Annotated in this window: 19 protein-coding genes; 14 read left to right on the forward strand and 5 right to left on the reverse strand. The window is 60.9% G+C overall.

From position 1 onward, the window contains the following. Nucleotides 1-359 (forward strand): SIS domain-containing protein (locus tag F568_RS22760; RefSeq protein WP_026300607.1); only part of this gene is annotated, 359 nt, incomplete at its 5' end. Between the two features lie 147 nt (nucleotides 360-506). Here F568_RS22760 and F568_RS0111135 read toward each other — a convergent pair. After that, on the reverse strand, nucleotides 507-2,510 hold the full coding sequence (locus tag F568_RS0111135) for a RecQ family ATP-dependent DNA helicase (RefSeq protein WP_019018805.1): 2,004 nt from the start codon (nucleotides 2,508-2,510) through the stop codon (nucleotides 507-509). A 144-nt stretch (nucleotides 2,511-2,654) separates the two neighbouring features. Here F568_RS0111135 and F568_RS0111140 point away from each other — a divergent pair, with 144 nt between their 5' ends. Both F568_RS0111140 and F568_RS0111145 read left to right on the forward strand, forming a co-directional pair. Then, on the forward strand, nucleotides 2,655-3,512 hold the full coding sequence (locus F568_RS0111140; RefSeq protein ID WP_019018806.1) for a DUF72 domain-containing protein: 858 nt from the start codon (nucleotides 2,655-2,657) through the stop codon (nucleotides 3,510-3,512). Between the two features lie 432 nt (nucleotides 3,513-3,944). Beyond that, entirely contained in the window at nucleotides 3,945-5,285 is a 1,341-nt protein-coding gene (locus tag F568_RS0111145; protein ID WP_026300484.1) for a sodium-dependent transporter, read from the forward strand. A 37-nt stretch (nucleotides 5,286-5,322) separates the two neighbouring features. Here F568_RS0111145 and F568_RS0111150 read toward each other — a convergent pair whose 3' ends face one another. Beyond that, a complete protein-coding gene (locus F568_RS0111150; protein ID WP_019018808.1) occupies nucleotides 5,323-5,523 on the reverse strand; it encodes a PA3496 family putative envelope integrity protein in 201 nt (66 codons plus the stop codon). Between the two features lie 173 nt (nucleotides 5,524-5,696). Between F568_RS0111150 and hexR the strand changes: the two genes are divergently transcribed. The 4 genes from hexR (at nucleotide 5,697) to F568_RS0111170 (ending at nucleotide 10,608) form a co-directional block, all read left to right on the forward strand. After that, nucleotides 5,697-6,551 carry a transcriptional regulator HexR gene (gene hexR, locus F568_RS0111155; protein WP_026300485.1) on the forward strand — a complete coding sequence of 285 codons (855 nt, stop codon included), beginning with the start codon at nucleotides 5,697-5,699 and terminating at the stop codon, nucleotides 6,549-6,551. 105 nt (nucleotides 6,552-6,656) lie between these two features. Beyond that, nucleotides 6,657-8,879, forward strand: coding sequence for a DNA helicase II (uvrD, locus tag F568_RS0111160; protein ID WP_019018810.1), 2,223 nt, complete (start codon nucleotides 6,657-6,659; stop codon nucleotides 8,877-8,879). A 10-nt stretch (nucleotides 8,880-8,889) separates the two neighbouring features. Further along, the gene (locus F568_RS0111165; protein ID WP_019018811.1) at nucleotides 8,890-9,357 is read left to right on the forward strand and encodes a phosphate-starvation-inducible PsiE family protein; all 468 of its coding nucleotides are present in this window, start codon (nucleotides 8,890-8,892) and stop codon (nucleotides 9,355-9,357) included. A gap of 165 nt (nucleotides 9,358-9,522) precedes the next feature. Then, nucleotides 9,523-10,608 carry a TRAP transporter substrate-binding protein gene (locus F568_RS0111170; protein ID WP_019018812.1) on the forward strand — a complete coding sequence of 362 codons (1,086 nt, stop codon included), beginning with the start codon at nucleotides 9,523-9,525 and terminating at the stop codon, nucleotides 10,606-10,608. Between the two features lie 34 nt (nucleotides 10,609-10,642). Here the strand turns inward: F568_RS0111170 and F568_RS0111175 are convergent, their stop codons facing one another. After that, the gene (locus tag F568_RS0111175; protein WP_019018813.1) at nucleotides 10,643-11,047 is read right to left on the reverse strand and encodes an acyl-CoA thioesterase; all 405 of its coding nucleotides are present in this window, start codon (nucleotides 11,045-11,047) and stop codon (nucleotides 10,643-10,645) included. Nucleotides 11,048-11,161: 114 nt separating this feature from the next. Here F568_RS0111175 and F568_RS0111180 point away from each other — a divergent pair, with 114 nt between their 5' ends. From F568_RS0111180 to fhuF, 7 genes are all read left to right on the forward strand, one after another. Next, nucleotides 11,162-12,124 (forward strand): PstS family phosphate ABC transporter substrate-binding protein, encoded by a 963-nt coding sequence (locus F568_RS0111180; protein ID WP_019018814.1) that lies wholly within the window; start codon nucleotides 11,162-11,164, stop codon nucleotides 12,122-12,124. Nucleotides 12,125-12,195: 71 nt separating this feature from the next. Further along, nucleotides 12,196-14,364, forward strand: a complete 2,169-nt coding sequence (locus F568_RS0111185) for an ABC transporter permease subunit (RefSeq protein WP_019018815.1) — start codon at nucleotides 12,196-12,198, stop codon at nucleotides 14,362-14,364. Beyond that, the gene (gene pstA / locus F568_RS0111190; RefSeq protein WP_019018816.1) at nucleotides 14,361-15,929 is read left to right on the forward strand and encodes a phosphate ABC transporter permease PstA; all 1,569 of its coding nucleotides are present in this window, start codon (nucleotides 14,361-14,363) and stop codon (nucleotides 15,927-15,929) included. The genes F568_RS0111185 and pstA overlap by 4 nt, the downstream gene beginning before the upstream one ends. Before the next feature lie 56 nt (nucleotides 15,930-15,985). Beyond that, the gene (gene pstB / locus F568_RS0111195; protein WP_019018817.1) at nucleotides 15,986-16,759 is read left to right on the forward strand and encodes a phosphate ABC transporter ATP-binding protein PstB; all 774 of its coding nucleotides are present in this window, start codon (nucleotides 15,986-15,988) and stop codon (nucleotides 16,757-16,759) included. A 22-nt stretch (nucleotides 16,760-16,781) separates the two neighbouring features. After that, nucleotides 16,782-17,510 carry a phosphate signaling complex protein PhoU gene (gene phoU / locus F568_RS0111200; protein WP_019018818.1) on the forward strand — a complete coding sequence of 243 codons (729 nt, stop codon included), beginning with the start codon at nucleotides 16,782-16,784 and terminating at the stop codon, nucleotides 17,508-17,510. 25 nt (nucleotides 17,511-17,535) lie between these two features. Further along, complete coding sequence (gene cysZ / locus F568_RS0111205; RefSeq protein WP_019018819.1) at nucleotides 17,536-18,261, forward strand: sulfate transporter CysZ; 726 nt, start codon at nucleotides 17,536-17,538, stop codon at nucleotides 18,259-18,261. A 71-nt stretch (nucleotides 18,262-18,332) separates the two neighbouring features. Then, on the forward strand, nucleotides 18,333-19,094 hold the full coding sequence (fhuF, locus tag F568_RS22765) for a siderophore-iron reductase FhuF (RefSeq protein WP_169338674.1): 762 nt from the start codon (nucleotides 18,333-18,335) through the stop codon (nucleotides 19,092-19,094). Here fhuF and phoR read toward each other — a convergent pair. Then, complete coding sequence (gene phoR, locus F568_RS0111215) at nucleotides 19,037-20,395, reverse strand: phosphate regulon sensor histidine kinase PhoR (protein WP_019018821.1); 1,359 nt, start codon at nucleotides 20,393-20,395, stop codon at nucleotides 19,037-19,039. The genes fhuF and phoR overlap by 58 nt on opposite strands. 10 nt (nucleotides 20,396-20,405) lie before the next feature. Further along, entirely contained in the window at nucleotides 20,406-21,095 is a 690-nt protein-coding gene (gene phoB, locus F568_RS0111220; RefSeq protein ID WP_019018822.1) for a phosphate regulon transcriptional regulator PhoB, read from the reverse strand. Nucleotides 21,096-21,143 lie beyond the last annotated feature (48 nt).

The following is a 21,143-nucleotide window of genomic DNA, read 5'->3' on the forward strand; positions in this document are numbered from 1 at the left end:
CCTACATCCATGCCGAGGCCTACCCTGCCGGGGAGCTCAAGCACGGGCCGCTGGCGCTGGTCGACAGCGAGATGCCGGTGATTTCGGTGGCGCCCAACGACGAGTTGCTCGAAAAGCTCAAGTCCAACCTGCAGGAAGTGCGTGCCCGCGGGGGCGAGCTGTTCGTGTTCGCTGACGAGCACGTGACGCTGGCCCAGGCCGAGGGCATCCGCGTGCTGCGCCTGCCGCATGTCGACGAGGCGCTGGCCCCGATTCTCTACACCTTGCCCCTGCAGCTGCTGTCCTATCACGTCGCCGTGCTCAAGGGCACCGACGTCGACCAGCCCCGCAACCTGGCCAAATCGGTCACCGTCGAATAAGTGGCGTAACGCCATGCTCGTTCAACCTCGGCTGTGGTGGTTGTTACATCATCAGCCGAGGTTGAACGACGGGAGGTCATCCTAAGCCAAGCGCTGAAAGGGGCTCGCCTAGGTGCGTAATTCGACTATCGCTCACCATGCCTTCTTTTACTGATCGCCTGTGAGATGAACCGAGACCCACTGGCGTACCTCGGCGTAGGGGTAGGCTTCCAGCCGGGAGAAACCTTTGCTCTGGCGCGCCTTCAAGCGCGTGAATAGCGGGGCGGTGATTCCGCAGAGATAACGCGTCAACAGATCGACGCCGGGTACCTGGCCCTCGAACGCCGCCTGATAGCGTTCGATGATTTGATCACATAGCTCGACAAACGACTGTGACTCGAGAGGCGGCAGCGGTGCGGGCGATGGTAACCGGGCGACATGACCGTGGCACACCGAGCAATGGCCGCAGCGCTCGGGAGCCTGCATATCGCCGAAATAGCGCGCCAGGCGATGACTCAGGCAGGTATCACTTTCGAACAGCGCCAGCATGGCATTGAGTCGGGCGATCTCGCTCTCTTCCTTCGATTTGAAGTAGCCATGAAGATCATCGCTCAGTGCATCGATATCAAGCGGCGTCGGCGTGACCGCGTAGACCTCGGTCATTCGCTTGCTTTCGAGCACGACCCAGCCCTTATCGTTGAAGTATTCCAATGCGCTGACTACGCGGCTGCGCTCGGCGTTGACGCCAGACTCGAGGCCACGTCGATAGAGAGCGTCAAAATCAAGACTGCACCAGGTCCTGGCACGGTTCGAAGTCTCGACGATCAGTTGGACGAAGCGTTGTCGCTCGCCCTCGAACATTGCTATCAAAGCCTCTGGGTCGCGCAGGTACTTGAAGCGGTACTCGGCGAAGTAGCTGAAGCGCGGGGCAATCACGCCGCGCAGTTCGAGCTGAACCAGCAGCGTCTTGAGTGGCAGCGGACGAATGTTGCTGTGCTGGGACAGCGCGGTGAGCATCAGTTCCCAGCGACACTCGCCTGAGCCGTCCTGCACCGCGGCGATTTCCTCAAGTACGCGACGAATACCGTCGCGCTCCGGGGTGTCGCCGTAGACGAAATTCTCCAGCACATTGAGCGCATCGCGATTGGCCAGCACCAAGCAGTCGGAGGGCCGACCGTCACGCCCGGCGCGGCCAATCTCCTGGCTGTAGTTCTCGACCGACTTGGGCAGATCGAAATGCACCACGTTGCGAATGTCGGCCTTGTCGATGCCCATACCGAAAGCGATGGTAGCAACGATGCAGGCCACCTCGCCGGCCATGAATTGGTGCTGGATCGTATCGCGCGTCTCCGCGGGCAAGCCGGCGTGATAGGCACAAGCGTTAAGGCCATGGTGGGTGAGCATGGTAGCGAGCTGCTCGGCGCTCTGCTGCTGGGTGACGTAGACGATGCTTGGCTGTTCCTGTCCTTCCTGCAGACGCGGACTGAGCCACTCTACCAGGCGATGTTGCTTGTCGTCGCTCGCCACCGGTTCGATCAGCAGATTGAGGTTGGCGCGATAGAAGCCGGTCATGATTACGTCGTCGGCAGCGATGGCGAAGCGGGTCTGCATGTCGGCGATGACCTGCGGCGTGGCGGTGGCAGTCAGCAGCAGTGCCTGAGGTATTGCGAACTGCCGTTGATAATCCGGCAACTTGAGGTAGTCGGGGCGGAAATTGTGGCCCCACTCCGAGATGCAGTGCGCCTCGTCGATCACCATCAGCGAGATCGGCACCTGGGCGATGAACTCGCGAAAGCGCTCGTTCTTGAGCCGCTCGACCGAGATCATTAGTACCTTGATCTCACCGCGCCTCACGCCTGCCATCACCGCGCTGGCTTCCTCGCGACTCTGTGCCGAGTCGATACTGGCGGCGGCCACGCCACGGCTGTTGAGGAAAGACAGCTGATCCTGCATCAGCGCCAGCAGCGGCGAGACAACCAGCGTGAGGTGGGGCAGCAACAGCGCCGGTAACTGATAACATAGTGACTTGCCCGACCCGGTGGGGAAGATCGCCGCTGCCGAACGGCCCGCGACTACTGCCGAAATGACCGCTTCCTGGCCGGGGCGCAGCCGGTCGTAGCCGAATATGCGCTGGAGCGTGGAAGAAATGGCGCTTTGATAGTCGGTTGCCATGGGTTGCCTTGCGTTGTCGAGCGATAAGGTAGAGGTGTCGATGCTGACGCTACTGTGAAGTCTGTCTAGCCCAATCCGCACTTGTCAGGGACGGACAGGTTATATAAACACGTCTGGATCAATACCGGGGTGCGGGAGCAGAGCATGGCCAAACTCTTTCTTGGATTGCCGATGTGGGCCAATGCCGAATGGCGTGGCGGGTTATACGCCCGCCACGCCCCGGCGGAGGCGTTTCTCGAGGACTATGCTCAAGTCTTCTCCAGCGTCGAAGGCAATACTACGTTCTACAGTGGTGCCCCGCGCCCGGAGACGGTCGAGGCCTGGGCACGTCAGGCACCCGTCGACTTTCGCTTCTGTTTCAAGCTGCCGGCCAGTCTGACTCATGAGCATCGCCTGGTCGGTATCGAAAACGATCTCGAGGCGTTCATGGATCGCCTGTCCCCATTACATGACCGACTTGGCCCGATGATGATCCAGTTACCTCGGGATTTCGGCCCTGATGAGTTGCCGCAATTGGAAAATCTATTGGCGCGTTGGCCACAATCCATTCCTTGTGCCGTCGAGGTCCGTGCCAGTGAATTTTTCCACAAGGGGACGGCCGAACAGCAACTCAACCGCCTGTTGATAAGTCATAATGTGGACCGTGTCATGCTGGATGTCAGGCCGTTGTTTTCAACGTCAGCGGAAAACGATCCACGCCTCTACCGTGCCCAGCAGGAAAAGCCAAGACGTCCATTACACGTACTTTCCACGGCATCGAACCCGATCGTTCGCTTCATTGGCCACTTCGATTGGCCGATCAACGAGCAGTATTTCGAACCGTGGATTGACCGTCTCATCCTGTGGATAAAACAGGGGAAAACCCCTTTTCTTTTTGTGCATACTCCGGACAACCGGCAGGCCCCGCAATTGGCCCGCCATCTCTACTTGCGTCTGATAGCGGCTACTGGCCTACCCGACCTGAACGAATTTCCCGGCGCACGCCAGAACACCCTCTTCTAGCCTATCGATGCTAACGACATCGAGGCTGGTCATTAACGCAACATTCCGATAGTTTTGTCGGCCTCTTGCGTTTACTTGGCGATTCTTGCTGGGATGGTGGTGTACTTCCTCCTTTTTCGGTAGCCGGTAGACGCGATGCACCGTGTCAGGCCGTGTCCATACCCGGACCCGCATGAAGCGGTGCGACGCGGCGGTGATCCTGCCTGCGGCAGGCAGTCCGACGGGCAAGTCGGGGCAAACGGGTCGACTCCATGCAAGGAGCGCCGCTCAATTTTGCCTTTCGCCCATGATTTACCGATGACCTCGGGCTGCAGGATCCTGTCATGCCTTGTCTGTCTCGCGCGATCCGTGAAACAGAAGACGTGACCCAACAAAGACAAGCCGTCATTGCATCCGATCGATCGATGACGTCACGTACTCTCAGGGTGAACTATGTCTAAACAGCTCCACGCGCACTGGTCCTCTCGACTGGCCTTCATTCTTGCAGTAACAGGGTCTGCGGTCGGTCTGGGCAATATCTGGAAATTTCCGTACATGGTGGGGGAGAGTGGCGGCGCCGCCTTCGTACTCATCTATCTGATTTGTATCGCCTTCATCGGCTTGCCGATCCTGGTTGCCGAGTGGTTGATCGGCCGTCGAGGCCAGAAGAACCCGATCAACGCCATGGCCGAGCAGGCACGACTCAACGGTCGCAGTGGTCTTTGGACCGTGGTCGGTATCAGCGGGGTGCTGGGGGCCTTCCTGATCCTGTCGTTCTATAGCGTGATCGGTGGCTGGTCGCTGTCCTACACGCTTGGCTCGGTCACCGGTAACTTCAGCGGCCAGAATGCCGATGGCATCGGCGCGCTGTTCGAAGGCATGCTGGGCAATCCGGGCATAATGCTGGCCTGGCATTCGGCATTCATGCTGCTGGTCATCGGTATTGTCGCCCGCGGTGTCACCAAAGGTCTGGAAGGTGCGGTGCGCACCATGATGCCGGCACTGGCGGTGTTGTTGCTGATCCTGGTCGGATATGGCATGACCACAGGGCACTTCGGCGAGGCGTTGGCCTATCTGTTCAATCCGGACTGGAGCAAGCTGACTGGCGGTACCGTGCTGGCCGCGCTGGGCCACGCCTTCTTCACCCTGTCGCTGGGGATGGGCATCATGATGGCCTACGGTTCCTACCTCGGCGAGGACGTCAGCCTGCTCAAGACTGCGCGTACCGTAGTGATCATGGATACCGTCATCGCACTGGGCGCCGGGTTGGCAATCTTTCCCATCGTGTTCGCCAATGGTCTCGATCTGGCGTCCGGCCCGGGTCTGATCTTCGTGACGCTGCCGCTGGCGTTCGGCAACATGGCCGGCGGCACGATTCTGGGGCTGATGTTCTTCCTGTTGCTGACCTTCGCTGCACTGACCTCGGCCATTTCGCTGCTGGAACCGGTGGTCGAGTTCGTCGAGGAGCGGTCACCGCTGGGCCGTGTCGGATCTGCGTTGGTAGCGGGTGTGGCTGCCTGGGCGCTGGGTATCGCCGCGCTGCTTTCATTCAACGTCTGGAGCGACCCGCTGGTCTTCGGCCTCAACACATTCGACCTGCTCGATACGGTGACTAGCAAGTTCATGCTGCCACTGACCGGCCTCGGGGCGATTGTCTTCACCGCCTGGTGTCTGGATCGTGACAGCGTGCACCGCGAGTTGGGACTCTCGGGTACCGGAGCCACGCTGTGGTCCATCACCGCCCGGTTCATCGCCCCGATCGGCGTAATCGTGGTGTTCGTCGGCAGCCTTTGACCGATGCTATAACGCCCTGGGAAACACCAGGGCGTTGTTATCCCGGGGCATCGTCGTTCAGGTCGGCGATGTCCTGTTCCAGGCGCTTGAATTCATTGTGCAGTTCTATGCCACGACGGGCTCTCAAGTGACGCACGGCAGCATGCTTTTTACGCGCTTCGTGTTCAGCGACTTGCATGGACATGAAGATGTCGAGGAGTTCGTGTTTCACGGAGGCCAGCGGTTCGGCGTTACGCATGATCAACTCTCCTGTTCTACGAAGAGGTGTCGTTGACGACACGTCATTACTTACTATAACTCAGTTGACAAAAGCATTACGTTGACGCCAAGCCGCGCAAAATTTCCCTCTATTTGCCCATTTTAGGCATACTGCAGTTGCGCCATGCCATTCCAAAGCCTCGGGAGCGAATTGTGAGCCGTGCCTTGTTCGATGAAATGAGACGCCGCATGGAGCACTTTCGTCGCTCCGAGCAGAAAGTGGCGCGCTTCGTACTGCGAAACCCCGAAGAAGTTATCCACATGCGGATCGTCGACCTGGCCACCGAGGCCAAGGTCAGCGAACCCACGGTAGTGCGTTTCTGTCGCGCGCTGGGCTGCGGTGGTTTTCAGGACTTCAAGCTCCGCCTCGCCCAGATGCTGGCCAGCGGTAGTCAGTTCGCCCAGTTCTCGATGAACGACAGCGACAGTGTGGCCGAGTTCTCCCACAGCATTTTCGATTCCACCGTGGGCACGTTGCTATCAGTGCGAGATCGGATGGATATCGAGTCGCTGAGCAAAGCGATCAATGCCCTGGCCATGGCCAACCGCGTCGAATTCTACGGCTTCGGCGCGTCCGGTGCCGTTGCCTTCGATGCCCAGCACAAGTTCTTTCGCCTGCAGATATCGACGTCGGCCTATGCCGATCCGCACATGCAGAACATGTCCGCGGCGACGCTGAAGGAAGGCGATGTGGTGGTCGCGATTTCGCAGACCGGACGTACTCGGGCGCTGGTGGATAGCGTGCGCATGGCACGCGATGCCGAAGCGACCGTAATCGGCCTGTGCCCGAGCGGTTCACCGCTGGCTGCCGAGGTGACACTGCCGCTGTATATCGACGTGCATGAAGATACCGAGATCTACACACCGATGAGTTCGCGCGTTGCCCATCTGGTGCTGATCGACGTACTGGCAGTAGGCGTGGCCAAGACACGAGGGCCCAAGTTGGCAGAGCAGTTGAAGGCGGTGAAACGGAGTCTTAATCCGCTGCGCTTTCCCGAGTCGGAGTAGACTGGCTGCGCTCGCTCAGTCTAATGAGTGAATAATCGGCTCCAGCGTCGCCAGTGGTGGATATGGTAAGCTGAGTGTCCACTTCGACACGCCGACTGCCGTTCCATGGACGATGTTTCTCCGGGCGACGTTTCGTCGCTTCTCGACGATCTCAATCCCGCCCAGCGCGAGGCCGTTAGTGCGCCGCTGGGCAACATGCTGGTACTGGCCGGCGCCGGCTCGGGCAAGACCCGTGTGCTGGTGCATCGCATCGCCTGGCTGATGCAGGTCGAGCGGCTCTCACCCTATGCCATTCTCGCGGTAACCTTCACCAACAAGGCGGCTCGCGAGATGCGTACGCGCCTCGAGGCATTGCTTGGTCTGTCGCTGCGCAACATTTGGGTTGGCACCTTCCATTCCATCGCTCACCGGCTGCTGCGCACGCACTGGCAGGACGCCCGACTGCCCCAGCACTTCCAGATCATCGACAGCGATGACCAGTTGCGCCTGATCAAGCGCCTGATCAAGGATTACAACATCGACGACGAGCGTTTTCCGCCGCGTCAGGTGATGTATTTCATTTCCAGCTGCAAGGAAGAAGGGTTGCGCCCGCATCAGGTGCAAACCCATGGCGACGCCTATATGGGCCAGATGGTCGAGCTCTACGAGCGTTATCAGCTGACCTGCGAGCGCGGCGGGCTGGTCGACTTCGGTGAGTTGCTGCTGCGTAGCCTCGAGCTGCTGCGCGACAATCCGCGACTGCTGGCTCACTACCGTGAACGCTTTGCCCACCTGCTGGTCGACGAATTTCAGGATACCAATACGCTGCAGTACGCCTGGCTCAAGCTGCTCGCCGGTGACAGTGCCGGGCTGACCGTGGTCGGCGACGACGACCAGTCGATCTACGGCTGGCGAGGGGCCCGGGTCGAGAATATCCGCCGCTTCGAGCAGGAGTTCCCCGAGACGCGCACGGTGCGCCTGGAGCAGAATTATCGCTCGACCAGCGCCATCCTCGACGCTGCCAACGCCTTGATCAGCCATAATGCGGGGCGCATGGGCAAGGAGCTGTGGACGGCCGGGGCCAAGGGTGAGCCGATTTCCGTCTATGCAGGCTTCAATGATCTGGATGAATCTCGCTTCATCGTGGATACCATCAAGGAGAAGGTCGACGAGGGCTTCAATTGCCGCGAAATCGCCATTCTCTATCGCTCCAACGCTCAGTCGAGGGTCATCGAGGAAACCCTGATCCGCCAGGGCATGCCGTACCGCATCTACGGTGGCCAGCGTTTCTACGAGCGTCTGGAGATCAAGAATGCGCTGGCCTACCTGCGTCTGCTACTCAATCGTGAGGACGACGCCTCGCTGGAGCGAGTGATTAACGTCCCGGCTCGCGGTATCGGAACGCGGACCGTGGAGATCCTGCGCGAACGCGCACGCGACCAAGGCATCTCATTGTGGCAGGCGCTGCATGACAGCGTCAGCGACGGCACCTGCAAGGGGCGTGCGGGCAATGCCCTGACCGCCTTCGCCAACCTTATCGAGCGGCTCGATAACGATACTGCTGGCATGGCCCTGCACGAGATCATTGATCATGCCAATGAGATGTCCGGGCTGGTCGAGCATCACCGCAGCGAAAAAGGCGAGAAGGGTCAGGCGCGGGTCGAGAACTTGGAAGAGCTGGTCACTGCTGCGCGTGCCTTCACTCAAGGCAACGTGTTCGATCTGCCAGAAGCCGGCGAGGGCATGGCGGCCCTGGAGGCGTTCCTGGCCGAGGCAGCGCTTAACGCCGGCGATCACGAGGCCGACGAATTCGAGGATGGCGTACAACTGATGACGCTGCACTCTGCCAAGGGTCTGGAATTCCCCGTCGTATTCATCGCTGGGGTCGAGGAAGGTCTGTTCCCGCATAAGATGTCGATGGAGGAACCCGGTCGACTCGAGGAGGAACGCCGGCTGTGCTATGTCGGCGTTACCCGCGCTATGCGTAAGCTATACCTGACCTATGCAGAGCTGCGCCGCCTGCACGGCAAGGAAACTTTCCAGCGACCGTCGCGCTTCCTGCGCGAACTCCCCGAAGAGCTGCTGGAAGAGGTGCGCCTGCGAGGGCAGGTGTCACGGCCGGTCACGGCAACACGCCCCGGGCGAGGGCTTTCGCAGCAGACTTCAGTTTCGCCGGGCGGTGACCTGCCGTCGTTATCGCTGGGACAGCGGGTCAGTCATCCGCTGTTCGGTGAGGGCATTATCCTCAACGCGGAAGGCGAAGGGGAGCGGGCCCGGGTCCAGGTCAGTTTCGAAGGCGAGGGTGACAAGTGGCTGGTGCTGGGTTTCGCCAAACTGACCCCGCTATGAGGTGCCCGGTATGAAGAAATGGTTCCCCGAATTACTCGAGAACTGGTCACAGCTCTCCGGCTATCAGCGCTTCGAGCGCCTGGTGTCGCTGGTGCTGACCGTTGCCATCAGCGGTGTGGTGATGGTGGCGATCTATTATCTGGTCCTCCATGTTTTCGATCTGCTGTTCGTGCAGACCCGTGACCCCTTCAACTACCGGGTCTTCCAGGCGGTTTTCGACATGATCCTTACCGTGCTGATTGCCATGGAGTTCAACAATTCCATCGTGCGTACCATGAGCGAGCGCGGCGGCTTCATCCATGTCGAGATTGTGGTGTTGATCGCGATCATGGCCGTGGTGCGCAAGTTCATGGTCATGGATCTCGATGCCATCGAGCCGGTGAAGATATTTGCCCTGGCTGCAGGCGTGCTTGGCCTGGGGGTCTGCTATTGGCTGGTACGCCATGGCAATCGTCGGCAGGACAGCGACAAAAAATAGTCTTGAGCCATAAGACGCGCCTTGTCGGCCAATTCAGCCTTCGAGCATACTGTCCGGCTTGATTGTAAGCCCGGCGATGCCGTTACCCGGCCGTTGCCAGGTGTTTTGTTGGACACATGCTTTCCGTTTCGGAACACAATAACGCTTGTCAGGAGTCACGTTCGCATGCAACGCCGCAAGTTCCTTTCCGTTCTCGGTGCCGGTGCGGCCGGTGCTGTCGCCGCGCCCTTCGTTTCCACGGCCCGTGCCCAGGACACCATTCGCTGGAAAATGGTCACCTCTTGGCCAAAGAATTTCCCCGCTCTGGGCACCGGCGCCAACGACTTCGCCAAGCGCATCGGCGAGTTGTCCGGTGGCCGCATGCAGGTCGATGTGTACGGGGCCGGTGAACTGGTCCCGGCGCTCGAGGTTTTCGATGCCGTCTCCAGTGGCACCGCGCAGATGGGGCACTCCGCCTCCTACTACTGGCGTGGCAAGGTTCCGGCGGCCCAGTTTTTCACCGCGGTGCCATTCGGCATGAACACCACCGAGACCAATTCCTGGCTCTACCAGGGCGAAGGCATGGCGCTGTGGGACGAGCTTTATGCCCAGCACAACCTCAAGCCGTTCGCCGTCGGTAATACCGGCACCCAGATGGCGGGCTGGTTCAAGAAGGAAATCAGCTCCTTGGAAGATATGCAGGGGCTCAAGATCCGTCTGCCCGGCCTGGCGGGTGAGGTCATGAACCGTATCGGCGCCACGGCGGTCAACATGCCGGGCTCGGAGATCTTCACCTCGATGCAGACCGGGGTACTCGATGCTGCCGACTGGGTTGGGCCTTACAACGATCTGGCTTTCGGCCTGCACCAAGTCGCCGATTACTACTACACCACGGCATGGAACGAGCCCAGCGCGATTCTAGAAGGGACCGTCAATCTGGATGCCTGGAACTCGCTGCCCGACGACCTCAAGGCGGTAGTGGCCGAAGCGGCCCGTTCGGCGAATCTGGCAATGATCGACGAATTCACCTACCGCAATGCCGAAGCTCTCAAGGCGTTGGTCGACGAACATGGTGTTCAGCTCAAGCAACTGCCGGATGACGTCGTCAAGGCGCTGGCAGAGGCCTCGCAGGCGGTACTCGACGAACAGGCCAGCAACGATCCCGCTTCGAAGAAGATCTACGATTCGTATCGCCAGTTCCAGCAGTTCGTCAAACCCTACACTGACGTGGGCGAGTTCGCGTACCTCAAGAATCGTGAAATGGTGAGGTAAAACAACCGGTACACGTCGCGGAAAGCGAAGGCGTTTACCGGTTCGGGACGGCGCGGATGCGTCCGTTGTCGTCCAGTGCCACCATCACGAAACGCGCCTCGGTGACCTTGTAAAGTTCATCGGGGCTGCGTTCGTGAGGCGGGCGGATCCATACCTCGACATCGATCTTGATCGAGCTGCGACCGACGTCGCGAACGGCCGTGAAGACGTTGACCACGGATCCCACGCGCACCGGGCACAGAAAATCCATGGCTTCGATGGCCACCGTGGCGGTGCGCCCATGTGCCAGGCGTCCCGCGCAAAGTTCGGCTGCCTGGTCCATCTGGTTGACCAGCCATCCCCCGGCGATATCGCCATAGATATTGGTGTCCTGGCCGGTTGCAAGCAGCTTGAGGGTCAGGTCGCCCTGAGGGGCAGGTACGTCGTCGAGGTCGGTCATGGTCGGCTCGCTTTCAAACGGTTGTTATTGTCACCCTGAAGTGCGGCCATCTTAACTCTCGTCATGGTCCTCGGCCATAGGCCGACATGGCGAACCATATCCATGGAGGCATTCATGGCCGAACGGCGCCGAGCCCCTAGTCTGTGGTTGCTGCTGATCTGGCTGGCAGTGTCGCTGCCTGCCCTGGGGCAGGCAGGACGCTCCGATATCATTGCCGGTAACCTGGACATTACCGGCTCGGACACCCTGGCCGAGTTGATGATGTCTTGGGGGGAACGCTTCGAGCAGCGCAACCCCGGCGTACGTGTGCAATTGCAGGCCACCGGGTCGGCAACGGCACCTCCGGCCTTGGTGCAGGGCACCAGCCGGATCGGTGCGATGTCGCGTCCAATGACCGCCTCCGAGCGTAAGGCCTTCATCGAACGCTACGGTTACGCTCCCCTGGCGGTGCCTGTCGCCATCGATGCTCTAGCCGTTTTCGTCCATCGCACGAATCCGTTACAGGCTATCAGCCTGGCCCAGCTGGATGCCTTGTTTTCGGATACTCACCGCTGCGGCGGGTACCCGAATCTTGCGCACTGGGGCGGGCTGGGACTGTCGGGACGCTGGAAGGATCTTCCTATCGAGCTGCATGGCAGAACTTCGGCGTCTGGTACCTATGCGATCTTCAAGCGCGACGTGCTGTGCCATGGCGACTTTCGGCCGCGAGTCAACAAGTACACCGGCTCATCGGCGGTCGTGGCGGCCGTGGGGGAAAGCCCGGCCGGCATCGGCTATGCGGGCATGGGCTATCTAACTCGGGCCGTGAAGCCACTGGCACTGATCAACGCCGAAGGGGAGCGTATCGAGCCTGATACGGCAGCCGCTATCAGTGATCGCTACCCGCTGGCACGGCCACTCTATCTCTATGTCAACCTGCCGCCCGGAACGCAACTGCCGTCTCTGGAACGCGCCTTCTTCGACCTGGTGCTATCCCCCAACGGGCAAGCTCTGGTACGCGAGTCGGGCTTCGTGCCATTGCCCGAGGCGACATTGGCTAACGCCCGGCGTACGCTGGGCTTGGAAACACCAATGTAGCGCATGTCATCCGACTGACATGAAACTGTCGTAAATTGCTGATCCATGCTTGTGCGCCGGACTCCTGAGTCATGATCGATTTTTCCACGCCTACCTTGCGTCTGCGACGCCGCTTGCGGCACTCGCGCGACCGTCTGGCGACGCTGTTGATCAGCGCCGGCGGAATCGGCGTGATTGCGGCGGTCTTGGCGATCGGGGTGTTCTTGGCACTGGAAGCCGCACCATTGTTCTCTCCGGCCCGAGTCGATTCCGAAACTTCACCGCTCCCCCCGGGCAAGAAGCAGGCTGATCGGGTGGCTTGGATGCATATCGGCAGCCCTGGGCAGGCCACGTTGCTGGATGAACGTGGCGTGGTATGGCGAGGCACGTCTGGGCAAGCGTTCATAGCAGATGCATCGCTAGCGGATGCACTATTTCAAGGGCAGACCATCACAAGCACAGCCCAGACGGCGAGCCGCTTGGCGCTAGGTCTGGATCAGGGAGATGTCATTCTGGTGCCACGCGACGACGAGGCCCGTCCGGTGTGGTCCCAGGCGAATCGTCATACCCTGTTTTCCGGCCAGCCAGTTGCCGAACTGGCCCTGCAAGGGGATGACAATGGTCACTGGCGGCTGGCCGGACGCAGCGAAGCGGGTAACGTGGCCGCGCTCATCGGAACCCGGGATGATGCAAGGACGCGGCGCCACGAACTTCCACAAGACGCTTCCCATTTGGCGTTGGGCGGCGAGGGGCGGCTGGTGCTCGCCGAAGGCGCACAGCTTTCGGTCTGGTCGCTGGCGCCGTCCGTGCCGGAGATATTGGGCCAGGTACGTGGCGTTTCAGAGGGTCGCCGGATCACTGCCCTGACCTATCTGGTTGGCGGCGAGACCCTGCTGGTTGGTGACAGCGGCGGTGGCATACGGCGTTGGCTGAATGCGCGTGGCGAGACGATGCCACTACTCGCCACCGAGCCTTATCGAGGCATGGGCGATGCGCCAATAGTCTCTCTGCTGGCATTCCCTGAGCGACGCCTGGCGCTGGCCATGGATACCGAGGGGCGACTGGGTCTCTACCAGGCCGTGGCGGGACGGCGCTGGCATGGCCAGGTCCCGGATGGGCCGTCTCAAGCCGTGGACTTCAGCGCTGATGGCCGTGTTATCTGGTGGTTGGGCGACACGAACCTGACCCGATTCATTATCGGTGACGAACATGCTGAAGTGAGTTGGAAGAGCTTATGGACGCCGGTGCACTACGAAGGGCACGACGAAGCGCTGCATCGCTGGCAGGTCGCTGCCAGTGGTGTCGAGAGCGAGCCTCGTTTCGGGCTGGCACCGCTGGCTTGGGGCACGCTCAAGGCAGCGGTCTGGGCATTAGTGTTTGCGATCCCTCTGGCGCTGGGCGCCGCCGCGCACAGCGCCGTCTACATGTCGGTGCGTCTGCGCACGCGTATCAAGCCGGCACTCGAACTGATGGAAGCATTGCCTGGTGTTGTCATTGGCTTTATTGCCGGGCTGGTGCTGGCACCCTACGTCGAAAGGCACTTGGCCGGGTCGTTGGCCTTGGTCGTCATCCTGCCGCTAGGCATGCTACTGGGCGGCGCTCTCTGGGCACGCCTGCCCCATGGCCTGCGCGCACGATTGCCACTGAGTTGGGCCGGTATCTGGCTGATACCCTGGCTGGCACTGTTGATCTGGTTAGCCATGCAGAGCGCACCAGGACTGGAAACACTGCTATTTGGCGGTGACCTGCGAACCTGGCTGGAAACTCGGCTGGGTCTCGATTACGCCAGTCGCAACGCCATGATCGTGGGGCTGGCGATGGGCTTCGCGGTGATTCCCACCATCTACGCCTTGGCCGAAGATGCCTTGTCCGGGGTTCCGCGCAGCTTGAGCGAAGGGGCCCAGGCACTGGGTGCGACCCGCTGGCAGGCGCTGTGGCGAGTGCTGCTACCGGCAGCGAGCCCGGGCATATTCTCGGCGGTCATGATCGGCGCCGGCCGCGCCGTCGGCGAGACCATGATCGTATTGATGGCGACAGGCAATACTGCCTTGATGTCGTGGAGTCCCTTCGAGGGGTTGCGCTCGGCGGCAGCCAACCTGGCTATCGAACTACCCGAGGCGGCCGTGGGCAGTACCCACTACCGGCTGCTGTTCCTGAGTGCCCTGCTGCTGTTCGTATTCACTTTCTGCGTCAATACCTTCGCTGAAGTGGTGCGCATGCGTCTCAAGCGCCGTTATCGTCACCTGGGGGCCGGCAAATGAGGCTATGGAGTCGGGGGAGTGAAGGTGGCTGGCCATGGCTGGCGGCGGGCAGCGTAGCGCTGTCCCTGCTGGCTCTCCTGGCGTTGCTGGTTCTTCTCGGTAGCCGCGGGCTGGTGCATTTCTGGCCAGCGCCGGTCGAGGTCGTCACGCTGGATTCAGGGGAGCGCTTTGCCGGGCAGCGGATGCGTCAGGAGCGTGTTGCCGGCGATCCCCAGACTGACGTGCTCTACCGAACCGGCAATCGTGACCTTGATGGCAATTATTGGCGTTGGGTCGATGCTGATGTGATCGATACACGCCAGCGTCCCGACAATATGCTGGTATTGGAACGCGAGCATTGGGGGGAATTCCTGGGGCGCCTGGTGGCGATTCGCCAGTCGGATGCTGCAACGCCGCTGCCCTTGTCGGGCGATGAGGCATGGCAGGTCCTGAGTGCTAGGCTAGAGCGCGTGGAAGCGCTACGCGATCAACATCGGCAACTGAGCGACGAGGTCATCGAGCCCGTGGCGAGACGGCTGGTGGCATTGCGCAGCGCGGGGAAAGCGGACCCGGCACAACAGGCCGCGTTGATAGAACGATGGGAGACGGCCCATCAGCGGTTGGCCGAACTCGACGCCGCCCTGTCGCGAGATACGTTGATCCTGGAGAGCGTAGAGGGGCGGCGGCTAGAACAGCCCTTGGCCGGCGTGCTGGCCGCCTGGCAACCCAATGCCATGACATGGATGGATAAACTGTTTCATTGGGCGCGTGGTGTGGGAGCCTTTCTCAGTGAGGGGCCACGGGCCGGCAATCTAGAAGGTGGAGTATGGCCGGCGATCTTCGGCACTGTGATGATGGTGCTGCTGATGTCCCTGATCGTCACGCCTTTCGGTGTCCTGGCCGCCATTTATCTCAATGAGGTCGCCCATCAGGGACCACTGATTCGCCTGGTGCGCATTGCCGTGCGTAACCTGGCCGGAGTGCCCTCTATCGTCTATGGCGTGTTCGGCCTCGGAGTATTCGTCTACGGTATCGGTGGTCAGCTCGATAGCTGGTTCTTCAGTGATAGTCTGCCGTCGCCGACCTTCGGCACCGGAGGCCTGCTATGGGCATCACTGACCCTGGCCCTGCTAACCTTGCCGGTGGTTATCGTCGCCACCGAGGAAGGCTTGGCACGGATTCCCGTCCAGCAGCGGGAAGGCGCTCTGGCACTGGGCGCCACCCGCTACGAGATGCTTCGCCGAGTCGTTCTGCCCATGGCCGTTCCGGCCATGCTTACCGGGGTAATCCTGGCCGTGGCACGGGCCGCCGGCGAGGTGGCACCGCTAATGCTGGTGGGGGTGGCGCGTCTGGCGCCACAGCTACCCCTGGACGGCGAGTTTCCCTTCCTGCATCTTGATAACAAGTTCATGCACTTGGGCTACCATGTCTACAACATCGGCTTTCAAGGGGGCGACGTCGAGCGGGCCCTGCCGTTGGTCTATGCCACTGCGTTGTTGTTGGTCGTGGTTATCGTAGTGCTTAACCTAACTGCAATATCCTTGCGTCATCATCTGCGGGCACGGCACCGTGCCTTGGATCGTTAAGAGGCCATTTGACGTTGTCAGCCACCTTGTCCTCCCGAGTGCCACCGACATCGGCAATGACCGACTTTACCAGTGAGGCCAGTTGCTTCGAGGTCGAGGGGCTTTCCCTGGCGTATGACGGCAAGCCGGCACTACGCGACCTGACACTACGCATCCCGCGACAGCGGGTGACTGCGTTCATCGGGCCATCAGGCTGTGGCAAGTCGACCCTACTGCGGGTACTGAATCGCCTGCACGATCTTAACGAGGATGTCAGCCGCCAGGGGCGGGTCGTTCTGGCGGGGCAGGACATCCATGCGCCGGACGTCGACGTGGCGGAGTTGCGGCGTCGGGTGGGAATGGTCTTCCAGACCCCCAACCCTTTCCCGATGTCGATCTACGACAACGTGGCTTTCGGCGTCCGCTTGCAAGGCATCAAGCGCAAGCGCGTTCTTGATGAGATCGTCGAGTGGTCGCTCGAGTCAGCAGCCTTGTGGGACGAGGTCAAGGACCGTCTGCACAGTTCGGCCTGGACCTTGTCCGGTGGCCAGCAGCAGCGTCTGGTGATCGCCCGGACCCTGGCAGTGCAGCCCGAGGTTCTACTGCTTGATGAGCCGGCATCGGCGCTCGATCCTATCTCGACACTCAAGATCGAGGAGCTGATCCGTTCGCTCAAGTCACGGCTGACCCTGGTCCTGGTGACCCACAATATGCAGCAGGCCGCGCGGGTCTCGGACTACACGGCGTTTCTGCAGGATGGCGAGCTCATTGAGTATGCCGCCACCGACAACCTGTTCACCAACCCCCGGCTACGTCGTACCGAAAATTACATTACGGGCCGCATGAGCTGATATTGCGGCCGAGGAGGCAGTCATGGACATCACCAACGATATTCACAGCCAGCATATTTCCAAGCAGTTCAACCATGAACTCGAGGAACTCAAGACCCATCTGATGGCCATGGGCGGCCTGGTCGAGAAGCAGGTACAGGATGCCATCGAAGCACTTCTCGAAGGCGACAGTCGCCTGGCCGAGCGTGTGCGTGACAATGACAAGGCCGTCAACGACATGCAGATCAAGATCGACGAGGAAGCGACCCGCGTGTTGGCCCGCCGCCAGCCGGCAGCGTCCGACCTGCGCTTGGTGCTGGCGGTGATTCGCGCCACCTCGGACCTCGAGCGCATCGGTGACGAAGCCAACAAGATCGCCCGCAATGCCCTGGCCCTAGTGGAGTCCGGACGCAACGCGCACGGCTTCATCGAGGTACGCCACATCAGTGAGCATGTTCGTCGCATGGTGCGCGACGCGCTGACCGCTTTTGCGCGTTTCGATACTGAACTGGCCGTCAAGGTGGTTCATGAGGACGACGCCGTCGACAGCGAGTACACCACCGCCATGCGTTCGCTGATGACCTTCATGATGGAGGATCCTCGTTCGATCAGCTCAATTCTCAGCGTGATGTGGATTTTGCGAGCGCTGGAGCGGATCGGCGATCATGCCGACAACCTGGCCGAGTACGTCATTTACCTGGTCAAGGGGCTCGATGTGCGCCATACGGCGAGCGATAAGCTTGACGATCAGGTCAGCAAGCATAAGAGTTAGGCCTTTTTGCAACGGAAAGGCTCATATGCTCAATGCGTTTGGCGCCATGGCGCAGGGAACCCGACTGGTATTGTCGAAGGGCCTGCGCCGCTACGTTTTCCTGCCGATTCTCGTTAACCTCGTTCTCTATGCGGGCACGGTCGTCTACCTGCTCAACAATTTTGGTGGCTGGATCGACTATTGGATGCTCAAGGTACCGGCTTGGCTGGACTGGCTCGAGTGGCTGATCTGGCCGATGCTGGTGCTGAGCCTGATCGTGGTGGTGTTCTTTACCTTCACGCTGGTCTCCAACCTGATCGCTGCACCGTTCTACGGCTTTCTCGCCGAGAAAGTCGAGTTGCGCGTCACCGGGCAGCCGCCTAGCGACGACCGCAGCTTCACGCGCTCGGCCATCGATGCACTGGGGCGTGAACTGGTCAAGCTGGGGTACATCCTGCCGCGTATGGCGCTGTTGTTCGTGCTTGGCTTCGTGCCTGGTTTCAACCTGATCATGCCGTTTCTATGGGCGGCGTTCTCGGCCTGGATGATGGCGGTCACCTATCTTGACTACCCGATGGACAACAATCGGGTCAGCTTCAAGGATATGCGGCGCCGCCTACGTGCCCGCTGGTGGCCGACGCTGACCTTTGGCGGCTGGGTCCTGGCGGCAACCTGGATACCGCTGGCCAACCTCATCCTCCTGCCCGGGGCGGTAGCCGGCTCGGTGCTGATGTGGCAGCAACATTATCGGCAGTTACCGGTGATACGTTAATCTGGCGAGCGTTTGTGTTGAGAATGCTTTTCATCTAGCATGCAATGGCATTTGCCGATCAGACTGCGCCCATGCTGCCCACACTCGCGGCCCTGTTTCAGGGGCCACTTGCCGCTTTTCACGACCGGGTCCTGTTATCGTCACAGGCCAGTGGCGAGGTAGTGCCCGTTCGGCGCCTGTTCACCCCGCAGGGCCTCGATGGTGTGCTGGATCGCTATGCCGACGAATTCAAGACGCCGGTCTATCGACGCCCCGATCGCCGTGCATTGATGTCGCAATGGTCGAAGTATTTCCTGGCCCAGGCGGTCTATGTGCCGGTAGGCGCCAACCTACTGCTCGACCGACGTTTGCCGGTGGCGCTCGACACGCTGGGTGTACAGCTCGATGAGCTGGGGCTGGTGGAGCGACTGGTAATCCCCCATGAGGGAGCCGACATCGAGGTGGCACAGGGCGATGTGGAAGCGCGACTGCGCCCGCTGATGCGCAATCTGCTGAGCCCGGCCATTGCGAGCATGGCGGCGCATACCGGCATCGGCGGCAAGGCGCTATGGAGCAACGTCGGCCATTACTACGCCTATCTGATCGGCCAGCTTCAGGGGCAACCCACCCCGCCGCCCGCAGTCGATGATGGGGCTCGCCTGATGACCTTGCCGTGCTTCGCCGACGGCGAGCGAAATCCTCTCTATCAACCGGTGCGTTACATCGAGAGTAGAGAAGGTGATATCGAATCACTGCGTCGGGTCTGCTGCGTGCGTTACAAGCTCCCAGGCCTCGATTACTGCGGCAACTGCCCGCTGCCGGCGGCTTGTGCCATGCGCCGAGAGGCGGTCTGAGCCGACTCGCCAGTATCCTTCACCAATCGTTCGTCTGGAAAAGCGCAACGGAACAGTGCGCCTTCTCCGGGACGGGAATCGATTTCCAGTTGGGCGTCGTGACGCAGCAGTACGTGTTTGACAATGGCCAGACCCAGGCCAGTACCGCCGGTTTCTGCGCTTCGCCCCTTGTCGACACGGTAGAAGCGCTCGGTGAGGCGCGGGATATGTACCGGGTCGATGCCCTCACCGTCGTCCTCGACTTCTAGCGCGGCGCCATTGCGATACGCTCTCCAGCGCAGCGTGATCGTACTGTCCTCCGGCGTGTAACGCACCGCATTGAAGGCCAGGTTGGAAATGGCACTGCGGATCTCCTGCTCGACACCTGACAGGCGGGCGGTTTCCGTGACGTCGACGCGCAGGGTGTGCCTTCCTCCCGACAGGGACTCTGCATCCTGGCGCACGCTGTCGAGCAGCCCGGCGATATCGATGGGTTCGGCCTGTTCGACTTGATGGTCGGTTTCCAGGCGCGACAGCAGCAGCAGGTCGGTAACCAGGTTCTGCATACGTGAAGTCTGCTGCTGCATCTGGCTGATACCGCGCTGCCAGCGTGGCGGTAACTGATCAGCGTACTCGCCGTATGTCTCCAGATAGCCGGCGAGCACGGTCAGAGGGGTACGGAGCTCGTGGGACACGTTAGCGACGAAATCACGACGCATCTGCTCCAGGCGATGCAGACGGGTAATGTCACGAGCCATCACCAGGCGTTCATTGTCGCCATAAAGAGTGATCTGGAATTGCAGGAACAGGTCTTCGCGGATCGGCGAGGGCAGCGTGAGAGGCTCACGATAGTCACGCGCATTGAAGTACTCGATGAAACGCGGGTCACGTAGCAGGTTGGTGATGTGTTGACCGCGGTCGTGACGGGTCTGTAGGCCGAGCATGCGTTCGGCGGCGGAATTCCACCATTCCAGATCGCCACGGCTATCGAGCATGACCACGCTGTCGCGCATGGCTTCCGAGGAGTCCTGCACGCGGCGGATGATGTCGCGCAGACGCTCCTGTGTCTGGCGCTGGCCCTTCTGGTAACGGTACAGGCGGTCGAACAGGTCGCCCCACACGCCGGTGCCTGCCGGTGGCTCCTGGCCGGGATGCAGCGCCAGCCACACGTAGAGCTGGCGCAGATGGCGCAAGTGGATGAATACGAACAGCCCCAGGCCGGCTGCCAGCCCCCAGCCCGGTTCGCCCAGCACCCAGCCCAACAGTCCCAGGCCACCAACCAGATAGGCCAGTCGCCAGAGTTCGTTGGTCCAGTAGTACATGGCGCTCCGATCAGACCCTGGCCGAGAAGCGGTAGCCGGTGCCGCGCACGGTCTGGATCAACTGTTGGTGAGGATCGCCCAGCGCCTTGCGCAGGCGGCGAATATGTACATCGACGGTACGCTCTTCGACGTAGACGTTACCGCCCCATACCTGATCGAGTAATTGCCCACGCGTATAGGCACGTTCCTGATGCGTCATGAAGAACTGTAGCAGACGATACTCGGTGGGCCCGATCTCCAGTGCCTGACCGTGAGAGGAGACACGGTGACTGGCGGGATCGAGCAACAGGCCATCGACCTCCACGGCTTCTTCGATGCCGCGTGGCGTGGTCCGACGCAATACCGCCTTGAGGCGGGCCACCAGTTCGCGGGGCGAGAATGGCTTGGTGATGTAGTCGTCGGCGCCGGCCTCGAGGCCCTGGATCTTGTTGTCTTCCTCGCCCTTGGCGGTGAGCATGATGATCGGAAGCTCGGCAGTGGTTTCCTCGCGTTTGAGACGGCGGGCGAGTTCAATGCCGCTGGTGCCGGGCATCATCCAGTCCAGCAGTAGTAGATCGGGCTTCTCGTCGACCACCATGGCATGCGCAGCCTGCGCATTGTCCGCCTCGAGCACGCGATAGTCGGCCATTTCCAGGGCCACAGCGATCATTTCACGAATGGAGGCTTCGTCATCGACGATAAGAACGGTCTTCGAAGTCATTCACCTGGCCTCGAGCAGTAGACGGATGCGTTTCCTTGCGTATCCGTA

It is taken from the genome of Modicisalibacter luteus DSM 23508 (genome assembly GCF_000378505.1).
GTDB classification, from domain to species: Bacteria; Pseudomonadota; Gammaproteobacteria; order Pseudomonadales; family Halomonadaceae; genus Modicisalibacter; species Modicisalibacter luteus.